At 43.3% G+C, this 16,967-nt stretch carries 10 protein-coding genes, 2 tRNA genes and 3 rRNA genes; 11 read left to right on the top strand and 4 right to left on the bottom strand.

Going from position 1 to position 16,967, the window contains the following annotated elements:
* The first annotated feature begins 260 nt into the window (after positions 1-260).
* The 6 genes from AC2IOM_RS06040 (at position 261) to AC2IOM_RS06065 (ending at position 6,493) form a co-directional block, all read left to right on the top strand.
* Positions 261-1,793, top strand: a 16S ribosomal RNA gene (locus AC2IOM_RS06040).
* Positions 1,794-1,869: 76 nt separating this feature from the next.
* A tRNA-Ile gene (locus AC2IOM_RS06045) sits at positions 1,870-1,946 on the top strand.
* A 45-nt stretch (positions 1,947-1,991) separates the two neighbouring features.
* Positions 1,992-2,067: transfer RNA gene (locus AC2IOM_RS06050), tRNA-Ala, on the top strand.
* A 275-nt stretch (positions 2,068-2,342) separates the two neighbouring features.
* A 23S ribosomal RNA gene (locus AC2IOM_RS06055) occupies positions 2,343-5,223 on the top strand.
* A 143-nt stretch (positions 5,224-5,366) separates the two neighbouring features.
* Positions 5,367-5,481 (top strand): 5S ribosomal RNA (gene rrf / locus AC2IOM_RS06060).
* Together the 16S, 23S and 5S rRNA genes with 2 tRNA genes alongside form the textbook arrangement of a ribosomal RNA operon.
* 352 nt (positions 5,482-5,833) lie before the next feature.
* Positions 5,834-6,493, top strand: coding sequence for a substrate-binding periplasmic protein (locus AC2IOM_RS06065; RefSeq protein ID WP_486359412.1), 660 nt, complete (start codon positions 5,834-5,836; stop codon positions 6,491-6,493).
* Positions 6,494-6,527: 34 nt separating this feature from the next.
* Here AC2IOM_RS06065 and AC2IOM_RS06070 read toward each other — a convergent pair whose 3' ends face one another.
* The gene (locus tag AC2IOM_RS06070; protein WP_486359413.1) at positions 6,528-8,561 is read right to left on the bottom strand and encodes a methyl-accepting chemotaxis protein; all 2,034 of its coding nucleotides are present in this window, start codon (positions 8,559-8,561) and stop codon (positions 6,528-6,530) included.
* A 112-nt stretch (positions 8,562-8,673) separates the two neighbouring features.
* Between AC2IOM_RS06070 and AC2IOM_RS06075 the strand changes: the two genes are divergently transcribed.
* Entirely contained in the window at positions 8,674-9,465 is a 792-nt protein-coding gene (locus AC2IOM_RS06075; protein ID WP_486359414.1) for an NAD-dependent epimerase/dehydratase family protein, read from the top strand.
* Between the two features lie 17 nt (positions 9,466-9,482).
* Here the strand turns inward: AC2IOM_RS06075 and hutC are convergent, their stop codons facing one another.
* A complete protein-coding gene (gene hutC, locus AC2IOM_RS06080) occupies positions 9,483-10,190 on the bottom strand; it encodes a histidine utilization transcriptional repressor HutC (RefSeq protein WP_054981127.1) in 708 nt (235 codons plus the stop codon).
* A gap of 170 nt (positions 10,191-10,360) precedes the next feature.
* On the opposite strand from hutC, the gene hutI reads away from it, so the two are divergent.
* A complete protein-coding gene (gene hutI, locus AC2IOM_RS06085; protein ID WP_486359415.1) occupies positions 10,361-11,614 on the top strand; it encodes an imidazolonepropionase in 1,254 nt (417 codons plus the stop codon).
* Positions 11,615-11,638: 24 nt separating this feature from the next.
* Entirely contained in the window at positions 11,639-13,441 is a 1,803-nt protein-coding gene (locus AC2IOM_RS06090) for an EAL domain-containing protein (protein ID WP_486359416.1), read from the top strand.
* A 37-nt stretch (positions 13,442-13,478) separates the two neighbouring features.
* Here AC2IOM_RS06090 and AC2IOM_RS06095 read toward each other — a convergent pair whose 3' ends face one another.
* A complete protein-coding gene (locus AC2IOM_RS06095; protein ID WP_105170315.1) occupies positions 13,479-14,528 on the bottom strand; it encodes a formimidoylglutamase in 1,050 nt (349 codons plus the stop codon).
* Positions 14,521-15,021, bottom strand: a complete 501-nt coding sequence (gene rraA / locus AC2IOM_RS06100; protein ID WP_010562157.1) for a ribonuclease E activity regulator RraA — start codon at positions 15,019-15,021, stop codon at positions 14,521-14,523. The genes AC2IOM_RS06095 and rraA overlap by 8 nt, the downstream gene beginning before the upstream one ends.
* 323 nt (positions 15,022-15,344) lie before the next feature.
* Between rraA and AC2IOM_RS06105 the strand changes: the two genes are divergently transcribed.
* Entirely contained in the window at positions 15,345-15,854 is a 510-nt protein-coding gene (locus AC2IOM_RS06105; RefSeq protein ID WP_105170314.1) for a phosphatase PAP2 family protein, read from the top strand.
* Positions 15,851-16,900, top strand: coding sequence for an MJ1255/VC2487 family glycosyltransferase (locus AC2IOM_RS06110; RefSeq protein WP_486359417.1), 1,050 nt, complete (start codon positions 15,851-15,853; stop codon positions 16,898-16,900). Before AC2IOM_RS06105 ends, AC2IOM_RS06110 begins: the two co-directional genes overlap by 4 nt.
* Positions 16,901-16,967: the final 67 nt, after the last annotated feature.

Raw genomic sequence — 16,967 nt, forward strand, 5'->3', positions numbered from 1 at the left:
GGTTAATATGGCGCTCCACTTCGCAGCGAGAGATGCTGCACTGTTCTTTAAAAATTTAAGCAATCATCTGTGTGGGCACTCGTACAGATTAAGTTCTAACATACGCTTTTAGCGTAACAAAATTTAGACTTAATTGAACTGAGTGACCAACGGAAATAAACATAGTTTATTTCAGCACAGTCAATTCGATATCTCATCTCTTGTAGATGGAATATCAAAATCAGAATTCATTGAGTCGGACTTATGTCCAAAAACACTTTTAATTGAAGAGTTTGATCATGGCTCAGATTGAACGCTGGCGGCAGGCCTAACACATGCAAGTCGAGCGGTAACATTTCTAGCTTGCTAGAAGATGACGAGCGGCGGACGGGTGAGTAATGCTTGGGAACATGCCTTTAGGTGGGGGACAACCATTGGAAACGATGGCTAATACCGCATAATGTCTACGGACCAAAGGGGGCTTCGGCTCTCGCCTTTAGATTGGCCCAAGTGGGATTAGCTAGTTGGTGAGGTAATGGCTCACCAAGGCGACGATCCCTAGCTGGTTTGAGAGGATGATCAGCCACACTGGAACTGAGACACGGTCCAGACTCCTACGGGAGGCAGCAGTGGGGAATATTGCACAATGGGCGCAAGCCTGATGCAGCCATGCCGCGTGTGTGAAGAAGGCCTTCGGGTTGTAAAGCACTTTCAGTTGTGAGGAAAGGTTAGTAGTTAATACCTGCTAGCTGTGACGTTAGCAACAGAAGAAGCACCGGCTAACTCCGTGCCAGCAGCCGCGGTAATACGGAGGGTGCGAGCGTTAATCGGAATTACTGGGCGTAAAGCGTACGCAGGCGGTTTGTTAAGCGAGATGTGAAAGCCCCGGGCTCAACCTGGGAACTGCATTTCGAACTGGCAAACTAGAGTGTGATAGAGGGTGGTAGAATTTCAGGTGTAGCGGTGAAATGCGTAGAGATCTGAAGGAATACCGATGGCGAAGGCAGCCACCTGGGTCAACACTGACGCTCATGTACGAAAGCGTGGGGAGCAAACGGGATTAGATACCCCGGTAGTCCACGCCGTAAACGATGTCTACTAGGAGTTCGGTTTTTCGGAACTGTCTTCCAAAGCTAACGCATTAAGTAGACCGCCTGGGGAGTACGGCCGCAAGGTTAAAACTCAAATGAATTGACGGGGGCCCGCACAAGCGGTGGAGCATGTGGTTTAATTCGATGCAACGCGAAGAACCTTACCTACACTTGACATCCAGAGAACTTACTAGAGATAGTTTGGTGCCTTCGGGAACTCTGAGACAGGTGCTGCATGGCTGTCGTCAGCTCGTGTTGTGAGATGTTGGGTTAAGTCCCGCAACGAGCGCAACCCCTATCCTTAGTTGCCAGCGATTCGGTCGGGAACTCTAAGGAGACTGCCGGTGATAAACCGGAGGAAGGTGGGGACGACGTCAAGTCATCATGGCCCTTACGTGTAGGGCTACACACGTGCTACAATGGCGCATACAGAGTGCTGCGAACTCGCGAGAGTAAGCGAATCACTTAAAGTGCGTCGTAGTCCGGATTGGAGTCTGCAACTCGACTCCATGAAGTCGGAATCGCTAGTAATCGCGAATCAGAATGTCGCGGTGAATACGTTCCCGGGCCTTGTACACACCGCCCGTCACACCATGGGAGTGGGTTGCTCCAGAAGTAGGTAGCTTAACCTTAGGGAGGGCGCTTACCACGGAGTGATTCATGACTGGGGTGAAGTCGTAACAAGGTAGCCCTAGGGGAACCTGGGGCTGGATCACCTCCTTATACGATTTAGAACTTTTTGTTCGAAGTGTCCACACAGATGATTGTTAAATGATTGAGAACAACAATAATTGATTATGGGTCTGTAGCTCAGCTGGTTAGAGCGCACGCCTGATAAGCGTGAGGTCGGTAGTTCAAGTCTACTCAGACCCACCACTTTCTCCTCCCAGATTAAGTGGCAACATAATCAACTTATATAGTGGGGCTATAGCTCAGCTGGGAGAGCGCCTGCCTTGCACGCAGGAGGTCAGCAGTTCGATCCTGCTTAGCTCCACCACTTTCTCTCTTCTCAAACCTAAATAAACTAACATCACAGTATGTTTAGTTTTGAGAAGTAATTCTCGATTGCTCTTTAAAAATTTGGAAAGCTGACAAACTTTAAATTAAGTATTTCTTAGGAAATACAATATTTAATTTAGAGTTCTCAAAATAAAGTAAAGAAAATATGCCGCATAACAAATTGTTATGTTGGTATCTACTTTAGTATTCAATATTTAACTTCTGGCGGAGTTAAAAACTGTCTTTAGCAATACAAACCATTTTGGGTTGTATGGTTAAGTGACTAAGCGTATACGGTGGATGCCTTGGCAGTTGGAGGCGATGAAGGACGTATTAACTTGCGATAAGCCTAGTCAAGCTAGTAAAAAGCGCTTGAGACTAGGATTTCCGAATGGGGAAACCCACCACTTAGTGGTATCACTTACTGAATACATAGGTAAGTGAGGCGAACCGGGAGAACTGAAACATCTAAGTACCCCGAGGAAAAGAAATCAACCGAGATTCCGAAAGTAGCGGCGAGCGAAATCGGATTAGCCCTTAAGCTGTAATGTAGTTAGTGGAACATTCTGGAAAGTTTGACGATACAGGGTGATAGTCCCGTACACGAAAACTTATTTACAGTGAAATCGAGTAGGTCGGAGCACGTGAAACTTTGACTGAATATGGGGGGACCATCCTCCAAGGCTAAATACTCCCAACTGACCGATAGTGAACCAGTACCGTGAGGGAAAGGCGAAAAGAACCCCTGTGAGGGGAGTGAAATAGAACCTGAAACCGTATACGTACAAGCAGTAGGAGCAGATTCGTTCTGTGACTGCGTACCTTTTGTATAATGGGTCAGCGACTTATATTCAGTAGCGAGGTTAACCATTTAGGGGAGCCGTAGTGAAAGCGAGCGTTAACTGCGCGTTTAGTTGCTGGGTATAGACCCGAAACCCGGTGATCTAGCCATGGGCAGGTTGAAGGTCAGGTAACACTGACTGGAGGACCGAACCGACTATCGTTGAAAAGCTAGCGGATGACCTGTGGCTAGGAGTGAAAGGCTAATCAAACCGGGAGATAGCTGGTTCTCCCCGAAATCTATTTAGGTAGAGCCTCGGACGAATACTATTGGGGGTAGAGCACTGTTAAGGCTAGGGGGTCATCCCGACTTACCAACCCTTTGCAAACTCCGAATACCAATAAGTAATATCCGGGAGACACACGGCGGGTGCTAACGTCCGTCGTGGAGAGGGAAACAACCCAGACCGCCAGCTAAGGTCCCAAAGTGTATGTTAAGTGGGAAACGATGTGGAAAGGCCCAGACAGCCAGGAGGTTGGCTTAGAAGCAGCCATCCTTTAAAGAAAGCGTAATAGCTCACTGGTCGAGTCGGTCTGCGCGGAAGATGTAACGGGGCTAAACATACCACCGAAGCTGCGGCTGCGAATTTATTCGCGGGGTAGGGGAGCGTTCTGTAAGCTGTTGAAGGTGTACCGGGAGGTATGCTGGAGGTATCAGAAGTGCGAATGCTGACATGAGTAACGATAAAGCGGGTGAAAAACCCGCTCGCCGGAAGACCAAGGGTTCCTATCCCATGCTAATCAGGGTAGGGTGAGTCGACCCCTAAGGCGAGGCCGAAAGGCGTAGTCGATGGGAAACGGGTTAATATTCCCGTACTTGGAATAATTGCGATGGGGGGACGGAGCAGGCTAAACAAGCATGGCGTTGGTTGTCCATGTGAAAGTATGTAGGCTGGAAACTTAGGCAAATCCGGGTTTCTAAGGCTGAGATACGAGACGACACACTACGGTGTGGAAGTTGTTGATGCCATACTTCCAGGAAAAGCCTCTAAGCTTCAGATTATTTCGAATCGTACCCCAAACCGACACAGGTGGTCAGGTAGAGAATACTAAGGCGCTTGAGAGAACTCGGGTGAAGGAACTAGGCAAAATTGTACCGTAACTTCGGGAGAAGGTACGCTCCTATCTGTGATGAGACTTGCTCTCTAAGCGGACGGGAGTCGCAGTGACTAGGTGGCTGGGACTGTTTATTAAAAACACAGCACTCTGCAAATTCGAAAGAAGACGTATAGGGTGTGACACCTGCCCGGTGCCGGAAGGTTAATTGATGGGGTTAGCTTCGGCGAAGCTCTTGATCGAAGCCCCGGTAAACGGCGGCCGTAACTATAACGGTCCTAAGGTAGCGAAATTCCTTGTCGGGTAAGTTCCGACCTGCACGAATGGTGTAACCATGGCCACGCTGTCTCCACCCGAGACTCAGTGAAATTGAAATCGCAGTGAAGATGCTGTGTACCCGCGGCTAGACGGAAAGACCCCGTGAACCTTTACTACAGCTTGGCACTGAACATTGACCCTACATGTGTAGGATAGGTGGGAGGCTTTGAAGCACAGTCGCTAGATTGTGTGGAGCCGTCCTTGAAATACCACCCTTGTAGTGTTGATGTTCTAACATAGGCCCCTGAATCGGGGTTGTGGACAGTGCCTGGTGGGTAGTTTGACTGGGGCGGTCTCCTCCCAAAGAGTAACGGAGGAGCACGAAGGTTTGCTAAGTACGGTCGGACATCGTACGGTTAGTGTAATGGTAGAAGCAAGCTTAACTGCGAGACAGACACGTCGAGCAGGTACGAAAGTAGGTCATAGTGATCCGGTGGTTCTGAATGGAAGGGCCATCGCTCAACGGATAAAAGGTACTCCGGGGATAACAGGCTGATACCGCCCAAGAGTTCATATCGACGGCGGTGTTTGGCACCTCGATGTCGGCTCATCACATCCTGGGGCTGAAGTCGGTCCCAAGGGTATGGCTGTTCGCCATTTAAAGTGGTACGCGAGCTGGGTTTAGAACGTCGTGAGACAGTTCGGTCCCTATCTGCCGTGGGCGTTTGAGAATTGAGAGGGGCTGCTCCTAGTACGAGAGGACCGGAGTGGACGAACCGCTGGTGTTCGGGTTGTGATGCCAATTGCATTGCCCGGTAGCTACGTTCGGAATCGATAACCGCTGAAAGCATCTAAGCGGGAAGCGAGCCTCGAGATGAGTTCTCACTTTAACTTGAGTTAACTGAAGGGCCGTTGAAGACTACAACGTTGATAGGCAGGATGTGGAAGTGGTGCGAGCCATTAAGCTAACCTGTACTAATTACCCGTGAGGCTTAACCATACAACGCCAAAGTGGTTTATAACCCGCAGAAGTTGAATAGCTCGAAAAGAGCAAAGTACTAAAGTAGAAACTTTACGAATTGAGATAAAAAGACAGTTTTCCAGATTTAGATTTAAGACAAGCTCTTAAGTCAACCAGATTTGCTTGGTGACTATAGCGTTTTGGAACCACCTGACCCCATGCCGAACTCAGAAGTGAAACGAAACAGCGTCGATGATAGTGTGGGTTCGCCCATGTGAAAGTAGAACATCGCCAAGCTCCTAATTAAAAGAAAGCCTCAACATAATGTTGAGGCTTTTTTGCATTTGAACTCCAGAAAAGATAGGGCGAACGCCCATGTGCCTCTTCACCGCTGTGAGCACTTGAACATCGCAAAGCTTCTAATTAAGTAAGGTCGATAAAAGCCCTTCATCCATGAAGCTTATCGACATTCGTACATCCATGTACATCAAAGCCTGCTCAATGAGCGGGCTTTTTGCGTTTTGAGGATTTCACTTCATACTTAAACGTCTAACCTAACATAATAATTTATTTTCAATTCTGTATGCTAAAAGCTCTATCACTCCTTTTGTTAGTTTGTTCATTTACATTAACTGCACAGCAAGTTGTTGTGTTAAGCAGTGAAGGGCCTCCGCATACAATCAATGATGCTCAAAATAGTGGGATTGACCTAGATGTAGTGAAAGCGGTTTTAACGCGTCTAGGTTACGATGTGAAGTTTCATTTTGTGCCATTAGGGCGTGCTGAGTCATTAGTTAAATCTGGTGCGTACGTAGCTATGGCGCCTATCTTTGCGACAAGCGATGAAGAGCGGTTTTACGTTTCTCATCCGATTGTTAAGTATGCGCCTACGGTATTTTCATTAAAAAATAATAAACTAACACCGCAGTATTTGAGTGATTTGAAAGGTCATTCGATTATTACTTTTCAAGGTGCACCTGGTTATTTCGGTAAAGAATTTGAATTGCTTAGTAAGCAAAATAACTATTTTGAATCACCGAGCATGAAGGTGATCCCTGAGTTAATTAAAAAGGGGCGGTATGACTATGCTGTGCTAGATAAGTATATTTTCTATTACTTTTATCGCTTTGTTGATAAACAGAGAGATCTTTCTTTATTTAAAGAGCATGCGTTGATCCCATCGGTAACTGCAAGTGCTGGGTTTTCGGATAAGTCGCTGCGCGATGAGTTTAATCGAGAATTAGCCACCTTTTTGCTTGATGACGGTTATCGTAAGGTTGTGGAAAAGTATCTTGGTAAGTTGGAGTAAATGACGAAGCGCGCAACGCGCTCCGCCATGTTTATTATAATTTAAATTCGTTTACTGTTTTATTTAAATTACCAGCAAGGTTTCGTAATATCTGTGCTTCTCTTGCTAACTCATTAGCATGCTGTGATGTATTGTTAACTAACGAGTTAATTGAGCTTAAGTTATTATTAATATCCTCAGCGACGACAGTTTGCTCTTCTGTTGCGGTTGCAATTTGATGGTTTTGATCTTGAACTAAACTCACCGATGTTGAAATATCGGTAAAGGCTTGTAACACTTGTTGAGTTTTGTCACTTGAGCGTGATACTTGCTCTTTTCCTTGTTCCATCATTTGCGTTGCTTGCACTGCGATTTGCTGTAAGCGAGTGATCATATTACGAATGTCATCTGTTGACTCTTGGGTACGACTAGCAAGCGTTCTTACTTCATCTGCTACTACCGCAAAACCTCTACCTTGTTCACCCGCTCTGGCAGCTTCTATGGCGGCGTTAAGGGCGAGTAGGTTAGTTTGTTCTGCAATGCTATTAATTACATCAACTACGCTGCCAATATTATTCGATTCTTGCTCCAAACCTGACACAACTTCAGCGGCATTTTGAATATGCTCCGAGAGTGACTGCATTTCATGTTGTGCGGTATTTGAAAGGGTCACACCTTTGCTCGTTAACTGGTTTACTGAATCAGTGCCTTCGTTGGCTTGCTGCGCATTGCGTGATATTTCTAACACAGTTGCAGCCATTTCAGTTACCGCAGTGCTGACATTATCTACTTCGTCTTTTTCTTGCAGGATTTCTTGGTGAGTTTCTTCAGATACTCGGCTTAATTCCGCCGAAGCACTATCAAGTTGAATTGATTGATCGCGTGTATTAATAAGTAACGTTCGTAGCTTATCTATAAAGGTATTTACATGCTGCGCTAATTGACCAACTTCATCTTGGCTATCAACGCTAATGCGTTTGGTTAGGTCGCCTTCGCCTGAAGCGATATCTTGCATGGTTTCTGTTAGTGCTGAAATTGGTTTAACAATCATTTGTGTAGCGAAAAAAATCATCGCCATAATAATAGCCAGAATAATAATTACGCTTGATGTGGTAGCCCATGCCGCTTCTTTTACAGGCGTATTAATATAACTTTCAGGCACAAGCAAACCTAAATACCAATTCAAGCTTGGTTTGCTTAGCTCTAATCGTTGATATACAACAAAGTAAGTTTCACCATTGAGTGTTACTTGGCTATGCCCTGATTTTTGCTGCTTCATTTGACTATTGAGTGCTGTAAAACCAGCGGTGTTTGGCATTTGTGACTCAAGAGCTGATAAGTCGTCTTTTGAGATGCCACGAGACTCATCTTCAATCACCGATAGTGCGTGTTTAGTGCGATTTGATAAGTGTACGACTTTCTGTTCATGGTCGAGTAAAAAGCCATAGCCAACATTGTTAAATTGTATTTGTTCAATCATTTCTGCAATGTTGTTAAGTTTTAGGTCTACTCCACCTACACCAATTAGTTTTCGATTACTATCATAAACAGTTTGTTGCACTACGGCTGATACGTTACCTGTGGTTAAATCAATAGCGAGAGGGCCAACATATAAGCCATCATGTTTTAGTGCGTCTTGCCACCAACCGCGTTTATAGGCAAAGTACTCTGCGCCATTGTATTGTGTGGTACGCTCATTTTCTTTGAAGTAAGCGCCAGTATTCGCTGAGGCAAAAAAGGCGGAAAGAATATTACTATCAGAACCACTAATCCTGATGAAGTCTTGGTTGATGGTGTTGTATCCTTGTGAGTTTTGATAATCAGCACCTCGCTCGGTCCAATTCGCGAACCATTCGACTAAATGTGGATTAGTAACAAAGGTTTCTACAACGCGACCATATTGCGAAAAAAAGCCTTCAATATTAAGTTTTTCGGTTTTTAAATAGCTTTTCGCCTCAGACTCGACGGAGGCGCGTGACAGGTTTGAAATATGGCTAACAAAATAAAAGGCTGAGAGTATAAGCAGCACAGTAATCGTACCGCCAATTAGTAATAGGATTTTCTTTCTCAAGGATAAATTATTTAACATTCTTATACTTCCTGAGGGCTAAACAGTTGAATTTTTATCGATACAAAACCACGTAAGCAGACGCAAAATTATTGTTATATAATCGGATTTTGTTCTTAGACTCTATCTAGTAATGATTAATAATTCAAATAATGGCGTTGTAGTGGGGGCAGGTTGGCTAGGGCAGCCTTTGGCTAATAGTCTTGAAGCCGATGGTTGGCAGGTTGTTAGAACAAGTCGCCAAGCTCAAAATAAGCCCAACTGGGCGCAATTTAACCTTGAGCAAGGCATTTGTGAGGTTGATATGCCGCATGCTGTGTGGTTTTTCTGTATGCCACCTGGTCGTACTATTGAGGCTCAGCGCGCATATTCTCAGTACTTAACAGAGAGTTTAGCATTGGCTAAAGCACAACAGGCTAAACGCTTTGTGTTTTGCTCTACAACCGGTGTTTATCCAACTAAAGCTCAAACTTATACAGAGCTAAGTGCGTTTGAAGCATCAGCTGAAAAGCAATCGCGACTATTAGAAAATGAGCTACAAGTGGCTGATAGTGGTTTGCATTATGTTATTGTTCGCTTAGGTGGGCTTATCGGTGAAAAGCGTCACCCAGGGCGTTTTTTAAGTGGTAAAACATTATCATCAAGCGCCAATGCGTTAGTAAATATGTTGCATCAAGATGACGCAGTAACGGGGTTGTCATTTATTGCGACGCATAACCTTACTTCGTCGATTGTTAATTTAGTGACACCACATCATCCGACTAAGCAGGCGTTTTACGCAGAGGCTACTAAACTACTCGCAGTTGACGGCGTGAACTTTGAAAAAAGTAATTTAGAAGAGCGTATTATCTCATGTGATTTACTTGTAGAGCAGGGCTTTCAGTTTAAATACGATAACTTGTTTGAGGCCCTAAAGAACTGCTAACAAATACGCAGCATTACTTAGCGTTTAAATGTTAAATGCCCACCAAGGCGATATTTACTGCCCGGTGAAATAAGGCGAGTAAAGCTAACAACACCATTTGACGACCAAGTGCGACGAATAACTTGTAAGCAAGGTTCTTCATTAAATAGCGATAGCCATTGGCTTATTTGTGGGCTTGGCATTATTGCTTCAACGGTATGGCGCGCTTCGGTAAGTGGCGCCACTTCGCATAAGTATTCGTGCGGCGTTACTTGTTCAAAGTTTTGCTGCAGATACCCTGGCGCAAATGCTGGGTTTACAAAACGCTCTTCTACTTGAATTGGTGTGCCGTTTTCAAGGTGTACAAGCACCGAACGGTATACTAGGCTGTCTTGCTCAACGCCTAAAGCAATTGCGATCGGTGCAATTGCGGGCATTGATTCTAAAATTTCAGGAATACACTTATGTTCACTGCCACGCTCTTTAATTTCATCGGCAATATTACGAATTTCCAGCAAGTTAGATTGTGATTTAAAACTTGCGACAAAAGTCCCTAATCCTTGTGTGCGGCTTAGAATACCAGCGTCTGTTAACTCACTGAGCGCACGCCTTGCTGTCATACGGCTTACACTAAATTGCTCGGCGAGTTCATTTTCTGACGCTACTCGACTGTTCTCAGCCCATTCGCCGGATTTTATCTTGCCAATGATGTATTGTTTTATTTGCGCGAATTTAGGTTGTGCCATAGTAACAGTGTTGTTGATTATTCAATTGTTTTAAGCCTTTTACCTAAGCATTAACGAGTAATCAAGCTATAGTTGATAAAAGATACAATGAAGATGGCATAATTGTATTGTATATACAAGTCTTCTTGGTAGACTTTCATTTTTAAGAATAGATGTAATTTGAGTTAGTTATGACAGCCAATGATGTAAATGCGGCAGCGAAGCAGAGTTTTGATTTAGTGATCACCAATGTTCATATTGCAACCATGGACAGCGCAATAGACGATACCTATGGCACGGTGTTAAATGCTGCTTTGGGTATTAAAAATGGCAAAATTGCTTGGTGTGGTAATGCAGCGGATTTTCCTGAGTTTGATAGTTTGCAAACCCCTGTAGTAAATGGTCATGGTAAATGGATTACGCCAAGCTTGATTGATTGCCATACTCATATTGTATGTGCTGGCAATCGTGCTAACGAATTTGAAATGCGTTTAAACGGTGCAAGCTATCAAGAGATTGCAGCGCAAGGCGGCGGCATTATCTCAACAGTAAAAGCGACACGAGAGGCTGATCATGAAGCGCTATTTGTTAGCGCAAAAGATCGTTTAAATGCATTGTTGAACGAAGGTGTTACTACAGTTGAAATTAAGTCAGGTTACGGTTTAGATCTAGACAGTGAAATTAAAATGCTCGAAGTCGCAGAGCAACTGAATCAACACCACCCAATTGATGTACAAAAAACGTTTCTTGGTGCGCACGCATTACCGCCAGAATATAAAGACAAAGCTGATGATTACATTACCTTAGTATGTGATGAAATGATGCCAAAAGTGGCTGAGCTTAACTTAGCCGATGCTGTAGATGCGTTTTGTGAGGGGGTTGGTTTTTCAAACGAACAAACTCGCCGTGTATTTGATGCAGCGAAAAAGCATAATCTTCCTGTAAAACTTCATGCAGAACAGCTTTCAAATTTGCAAGGTGCCCAATTAGTTGCAGAGTATAACGGGTTATCGGCGGATCATATTGAGTTTCTTGATGAGGCGGGTGTTGTAGCAATGGCGCAAGCTAATACCGTTGCAGTGTTGCTGCCTGGTGCCTTTTATTTTTTACGTGAGACACAATTACCGCCTATTGAGCTGCTGCGTAAACATAAAGTAGCTATGGCAATTGCCACCGATTTCAACCCTGGTACGTCACCTATTTGCTCGGTACAATTAATGCTTAACATGGCATGTACACTATTTAGATTGACTCCTGCTGAATCACTTGCGGGCGTTACGGTAAATGCAGCTCGCGCACTGGGGTTAACGGACCGAGGCGTAATTAAAGTAGGACTAAACGCTGATTTTGTGCTCTGGGATATTGATTCTCCGGCGCAGTTATCGTATCAATATGGCGTCAACCCTTTGAAGGGACTATGGAAAGATGGTCAGCAATTAAAGTAGGAAGCTATTTCCTGTGAGAGGCGTATGAAAAAAGTAATAGCAGCGGGCGGTTTAACGCTTAGTTCGTTTTCACTGTTTGCAGCAACAGAAACGAGCATGTTTACATTTCCTAGTTTAGTTGCTGGGATGTTGCTTGTGAGCTGGTTGCTAGCGATTTTGCAAGCAGGCAATGCAGTGAATCGTGTGTTGGATATTTTGCTTGGTGTGGCAACACTGGCATTTCTTTCAACCAATAACCTTGTTGCTATTATTATTTGCGCCTTGATTTTGCTAGCAGAATGCTATTTTTCGCAGCAAAAAAAAGCACAGCGTATGGCGCTATGGCTAAACGTTGTTAGTTTATTGTTATTTCTTGGCCTTTCAGTCGCTTTCTTTACAGATTACTTAAGTGGCGCTTGGCCTCCTGTTGCAGTTGTATTTCACTATATTTTTGCCAACCTTGATACTTACTTTAGACGTGAAAAGCGCCTTAGAATTGCCTTGTCTTCGCAATTGCACACCAATGAAGCGCATAACGACAAACAGTTGCTACTTGAGCGCAGCTTATTTCTAAATGGCTATGACAATTGGCAAGTACAGTCGCTTAACCGTGTTTTGGTTTTAATTAAGCTTGAGGGATTGGGTCAAATTAACCGTATGGTGGGCCATGACTTTGGCGATTTATTAATTGCTAAGCTCGGCAAAAAAATTAATGATGAATTAAATACCGGTGATGTACTGTCGTTATCATTATTTAATGAAGACGTGCAACTTTGTTATTTAGGTGGGGTTGATTTTGCCTTTGCCGTTGATACCAGTAATGAAGCGCACATTCATCAGCGTTTAATTCACCGCATATACGACGTAGTGCACAAACCTACGCAAGTTGACAACATCGATTCAGAGCTCTCTTTACGAGTTGCGATTGTTGAAGACAAAAAACAATTAACGGCACAGCAGTTACTTGCGCAAGCGCATTTAGCTATCGAATTCACGTCAGAAATAGATTGGTTAATTACCTTCCAAAAAGAGATTGCAGAGCGAGCAGACAAACGTAGGCAGCTACTATCTGATTTATCAGTGCTTGATTTTGATAAAGATTTTCAGCTTTATTTTCACCCAGTTATTGATATTGAAACAAATCAAATTTTGTTTATTGAGTTGTTGTTGCGTTGGCATCATCCAAAATTTGGTACTTTAGAGGCAAAACACTTTATTGATGAAATTAGTGCGGCGGGATTAACATTACCGATTGCACGTTGGGTGTCAGAGAAAGCGGCTGAATTGGCGTTAGCAATTAAGCTTGAAGAAATTAATGTACCGATAAGCGTTAATTTATTTGGTAAAGAATTGCTGCAAGATGAGTTTATTGATCACCTAGCTGATGTGTTGGTAGAGCACAGGTTAACCGAAGGCGATATTATTATCGAAGCGCCGGTGAATGTGTTTATGGGGTTGCCTGATTTTGGTGAATCTATTTTACGACGCCTTAAAGAAAACAACATTGCGGTGTGTTTAGACGATTTAGGTATTGAGCCATTGCAATTATCTAGGTTGCCTCGTCTAGCGTTAAATTATGTCAAAGTTGATGGTTCAATCGTTAAAGAGCTAACTGAAAATGTAAACACGCGCAGCTTATTAAGCGGCATTATTGATATGAGTAATAGCTTAGGTATTAAGGTAGTATGTGAGGGTATCGAATCTGAAACTCAATATACCTATATCAGTAGTATGAAGTGTCATGCGGCGCAAGGTTATTTATTCTCAAGACCATTACCGAATGTAGGCTTGTTGGGATGGTTAAAGCAGTGGCAAAAACGTCTTGCCAACGGTGAGCGCCCTTATTAGGCGCTCATTTTATTTGTAAACCTGTAGTGTAAGCTAGTTAAGCTTCGCGACCACTTAAATAGCTGGCAACAAGTGCTGCTAAGATTTGTCCGGCCTCATTCATACCTTGGTTTACACCATTAGCATGCTCGCTTGGTGCAGCCTCACAAAGGTGCAAGTAGCGGGTGTATGGGTTTAGTGCTAATTGATAAACAAATTGCTCAGCTTCATACACTGCTAAACCACAATTGGTAAAGGCACTGACAGGCATATAAGAAATGCTATCAACATCGACCTCAATCCCCATAGGTAATTGATAGCCTTGCATTCGTGCAAGTGCGGCTTTATTTGCTTCGTTCAGGCTAAGCTCTTGTCTTACCTTAATTGCTTGATAAGAATCGTAAGAAAACCCAGCATCATGCATACGGTCAATGATGGCTTGATTGTTCTTTAACTCGTGCATAGCAATTACGTGATAATCACGTAAGTAGTTTTGCTGATGTGCATAACTAAAGCCGTTGCCACTATGTCTGCCTTCTGTGGCTCTAAAGTCAGCATGAGGGTCTAAGTTTATGGCGCAACAGGCTTGTTGCGTACTTTCACTTAGTGCCTTGATAATAGGGTAGCAATTGTTATGTCCGCCACCTATCACGATTGGCTCTAATCCCGCATCAAAAATCATTTGTAATACTGGACTAGCGATATCATCAATTTCACCGCACAGTGTGCGCAGTGTATCGAGTTCGGCTGGTACTTTGTTACTTAGCCCTTTGCCGCGTTTCATAATATCGGCACAATCGACTTCACCCAGTAACAGTACTTTATTGCTGGCAATAAATTGGTTTGCTTGCAAGTTTAAAAACTTGCTCAGGAAGGCCTGCCAGCCAAGTTCGGCACCACCATTACCTAAATTGGCGCGAGGACCAATATCTTCCGGAATACCAACCAGAACGTACTTAATGCCATAGGCAGATGCATCGGCGAGTGCATTTTCAATTGACTGTTGCTGATTAATAAACGAAATACTTTGCCAAACGCGCTGCTCACCTGCGCGCGCTTGACATAAATCAGCAATGCTTTGCTCGGTATATATCTTAAGCTTATTCATCTTCGTCTAAATCAATCGACAACTCTTCAGCAGAAAGAATGATGCCCGTGCTATCGGCATAGATGTAATCTCCTTCAAAGAAAGACACACCTGCAAAATTAACCGGAGCACCTAACTCGCCATAACCTTCGCTGTCGGCCGCTACTGGAATTGATGCTACTGCTTGAATACCAATATCAAGCTCTTCAAGGTCGCTAACATGGCGAACACTGCCGTAAACAACCAATCCTTCCCAGTTGTTATCAAGTGCAAGTTCAGCAAGTTCAATATCAATTAATGCGCGGCGCGTAGAGCCGCCTCCATCGATTAACAGTACTTTGCCTGAACCATCCTGTGACAAAGTCTCTCGGATAAGTTGATTGTTCTCAAAACATTTTATTGTGGTAATTTGACCAGCAAAAGCAGTTGCGCCAGCAAAATTAACAAACAAAGGTTCTAGTACGTCGATGCTATCAGCAAACTGATCACACAGGTCTGATGTATTGATTTCCATATTAGCTCCAAGGGCTTAAATAGTTTTCTCAGTATACCCTGCAGCATGATTAATACAATTGATCTCGTATGGTTTTGTAAATGATTTAGCTATGTTCGTTAGGTTTTATCGTGGGTTGTAGCTAGTGTTTTATGTTATTGATGTTTAGGTTTCTGTAAATGGCTCGCCATGAACTAAACTGAAGATAACTTCCGATAAATAACCTCTTTTATTGGCTGTCATAAATAGGTCATTAAATTACCATCTTAATTACGTGAAACTGTCACCTGATTGTTACGTAGCGAATCTAAAGTCAAACTAACTCCTTGCAATCGAGAATTGCTATGCAAACCATTTCACAGTTAGACCGAAAAGCATTTTTTAAATTGTTTAATCACCAAGCGTCTAAACGCAGGTTATACGTCATAAAAGCGGTGTCAAAATTGGGAGATGGCTTTTTGTATTTACTTGTTGGGGCAGCATGCTACTTGATTGATACTGAAACCAGCAAGTTAGCTTTATTTGCTTTGGTTTTAGGGTTTTCAGTAGAACGACCTGTTTACTTCTTTTTGAAAAACACCTTAAAGCGTGAAAGACCTAGCCAGTCAATTGTCGAAGGTTTTGTGGTGCCAAGTGACCGCTTTAGTTTGCCATCAGGACATAGCTCCGCTGCATGGCTGTTTGCCTGCGTTATTACTTGGTATTTTCCTGAGTTTAGTTACGTATTGTTGTTGGCAGTTGCCATTTCATTGTCACGCGTAATGCTTGGTGTGCACTATCCATGCGACATTATCGTAGGCGCTATACTGGGTACAGGGTTTGCGTTTGTAGGTATTTTCGGAGCTTCATTATGAAAATTTTATATGGCATTCAAGGTACTGGTAATGGGCATATTACACGTGCTCGGGCAATGGCTAAGTCATTTGCAAAAAGCAGTATTAAAGTGGATTACTTTTTTAGCGGCCGACCTGCAAATAAGTATTTTGATATGTCTGACTTTAATGACTACCAAACACGAGAAGGTTTTACTTTTGCCATCGAAAACGGCTGTGTAAATAAGCTCAAAACCCTTAAAAATATTCGCGTTGGTCAATTTATTCACGATGTTAAAAAATTTGATTTATCGGGCTATGACTTGGTTATTAATGATTTTGAGCCCATCTCAGCGTGGGCAGCAAAGCTTGCTAAAGTACCTTGCATTGGTATTAGTCACCAAGCCTCTTTTTTATCAAATAAAGTACCGTCGCAAGGGGCGACCTTGTTAACGCGTTTGGGTTTAAAGTTGTTTGCTCCTGCTGATTGTTATTTGGGCGTTCACTGGTTTCCGTATCATCAAAATATTATTCCGCCATTTATCGAGCCAGTTAAAAGCTGGCAAAAAGACAACTTTATTGAAAATAAGATCTTGGTTTATTTACCTTTTGAAGATCCAAAGAAGATCATTGCGTTATTACAGCATTTTCCTGAATACGAATTTTATTGCTATCACCCACAGTTAAGTAATAAAAGCATTAATCACCACATTCATTTGCGCTCACCGTGTCGAGTTGGTTTTTTAAATGATTTGGTCTCTGCCTCTGGCACGATAGGTAACGCGGGTTTTGAGTTATCAAGCGAAGCGCTGCGTTATGGTAAAAAGTTACTGCTAAAACCGCTCGATGGCCAATTTGAGCAAGCGTCAAATGCATTTACCTTAGTCAATGCTGGGCTTGCTACTAGTATGTCTTGCTTAAATGCCGATGTAGTGGACGATTGGCTCTCGGTCAATAACAAACAAGCGATTAATTTTCCCAGCGATCCTAGTCCGTTAACCGACTGGATAGCAGCGGGTGCAAGTGATGTAAAAGCCTTATCAGATAACTTATGGCAAAACATTCAGCTTCCTATGTTTTCAGGCTAAACTACTTTTAGCACAATTTTATATAGCATCTATACTTTTATAAGCTTTCTAAAAATTATATGAAACA

The organism is Pseudoalteromonas sp. NS-SX12, assembly GCF_057367955.1.

Excerpts from the sequence above, each read along its gene's own strand:
- AC2IOM_RS06070 (WP_486359413.1), bottom strand. The coding sequence starts at position 8,561 with ATGTTAAATAATTTATCCTTGAGAAAGAAAATCCTATTACTAATTGGC.
- AC2IOM_RS06075 (WP_486359414.1), top strand. The coding sequence starts at position 8,674 with ATGATTAATAATTCAAATAATGGCGTTGTAGTGGGGGCAGGTTGGCTA.
- hutC (WP_054981127.1), bottom strand. The coding sequence starts at position 10,190 with ATGGCACAACCTAAATTCGCGCAAATAAAACAATACATCATTGGCAAG.
- hutI (WP_486359415.1), top strand. The coding sequence starts at position 10,361 with ATGACAGCCAATGATGTAAATGCGGCAGCGAAGCAGAGTTTTGATTTA.
- AC2IOM_RS06090 (WP_486359416.1), top strand. The coding sequence starts at position 11,639 with ATGAAAAAAGTAATAGCAGCGGGCGGTTTAACGCTTAGTTCGTTTTCA.
- AC2IOM_RS06095 (WP_105170315.1), bottom strand. The coding sequence starts at position 14,528 with ATGAATAAGCTTAAGATATATACCGAGCAAAGCATTGCTGATTTATGT.
- rraA (WP_010562157.1), bottom strand. The coding sequence starts at position 15,021 with ATGGAAATCAATACATCAGACCTGTGTGATCAGTTTGCTGATAGCATC.
- AC2IOM_RS06105 (WP_105170314.1), top strand. The coding sequence starts at position 15,345 with ATGCAAACCATTTCACAGTTAGACCGAAAAGCATTTTTTAAATTGTTT.
- AC2IOM_RS06110 (WP_486359417.1), top strand. The coding sequence starts at position 15,851 with ATGAAAATTTTATATGGCATTCAAGGTACTGGTAATGGGCATATTACA.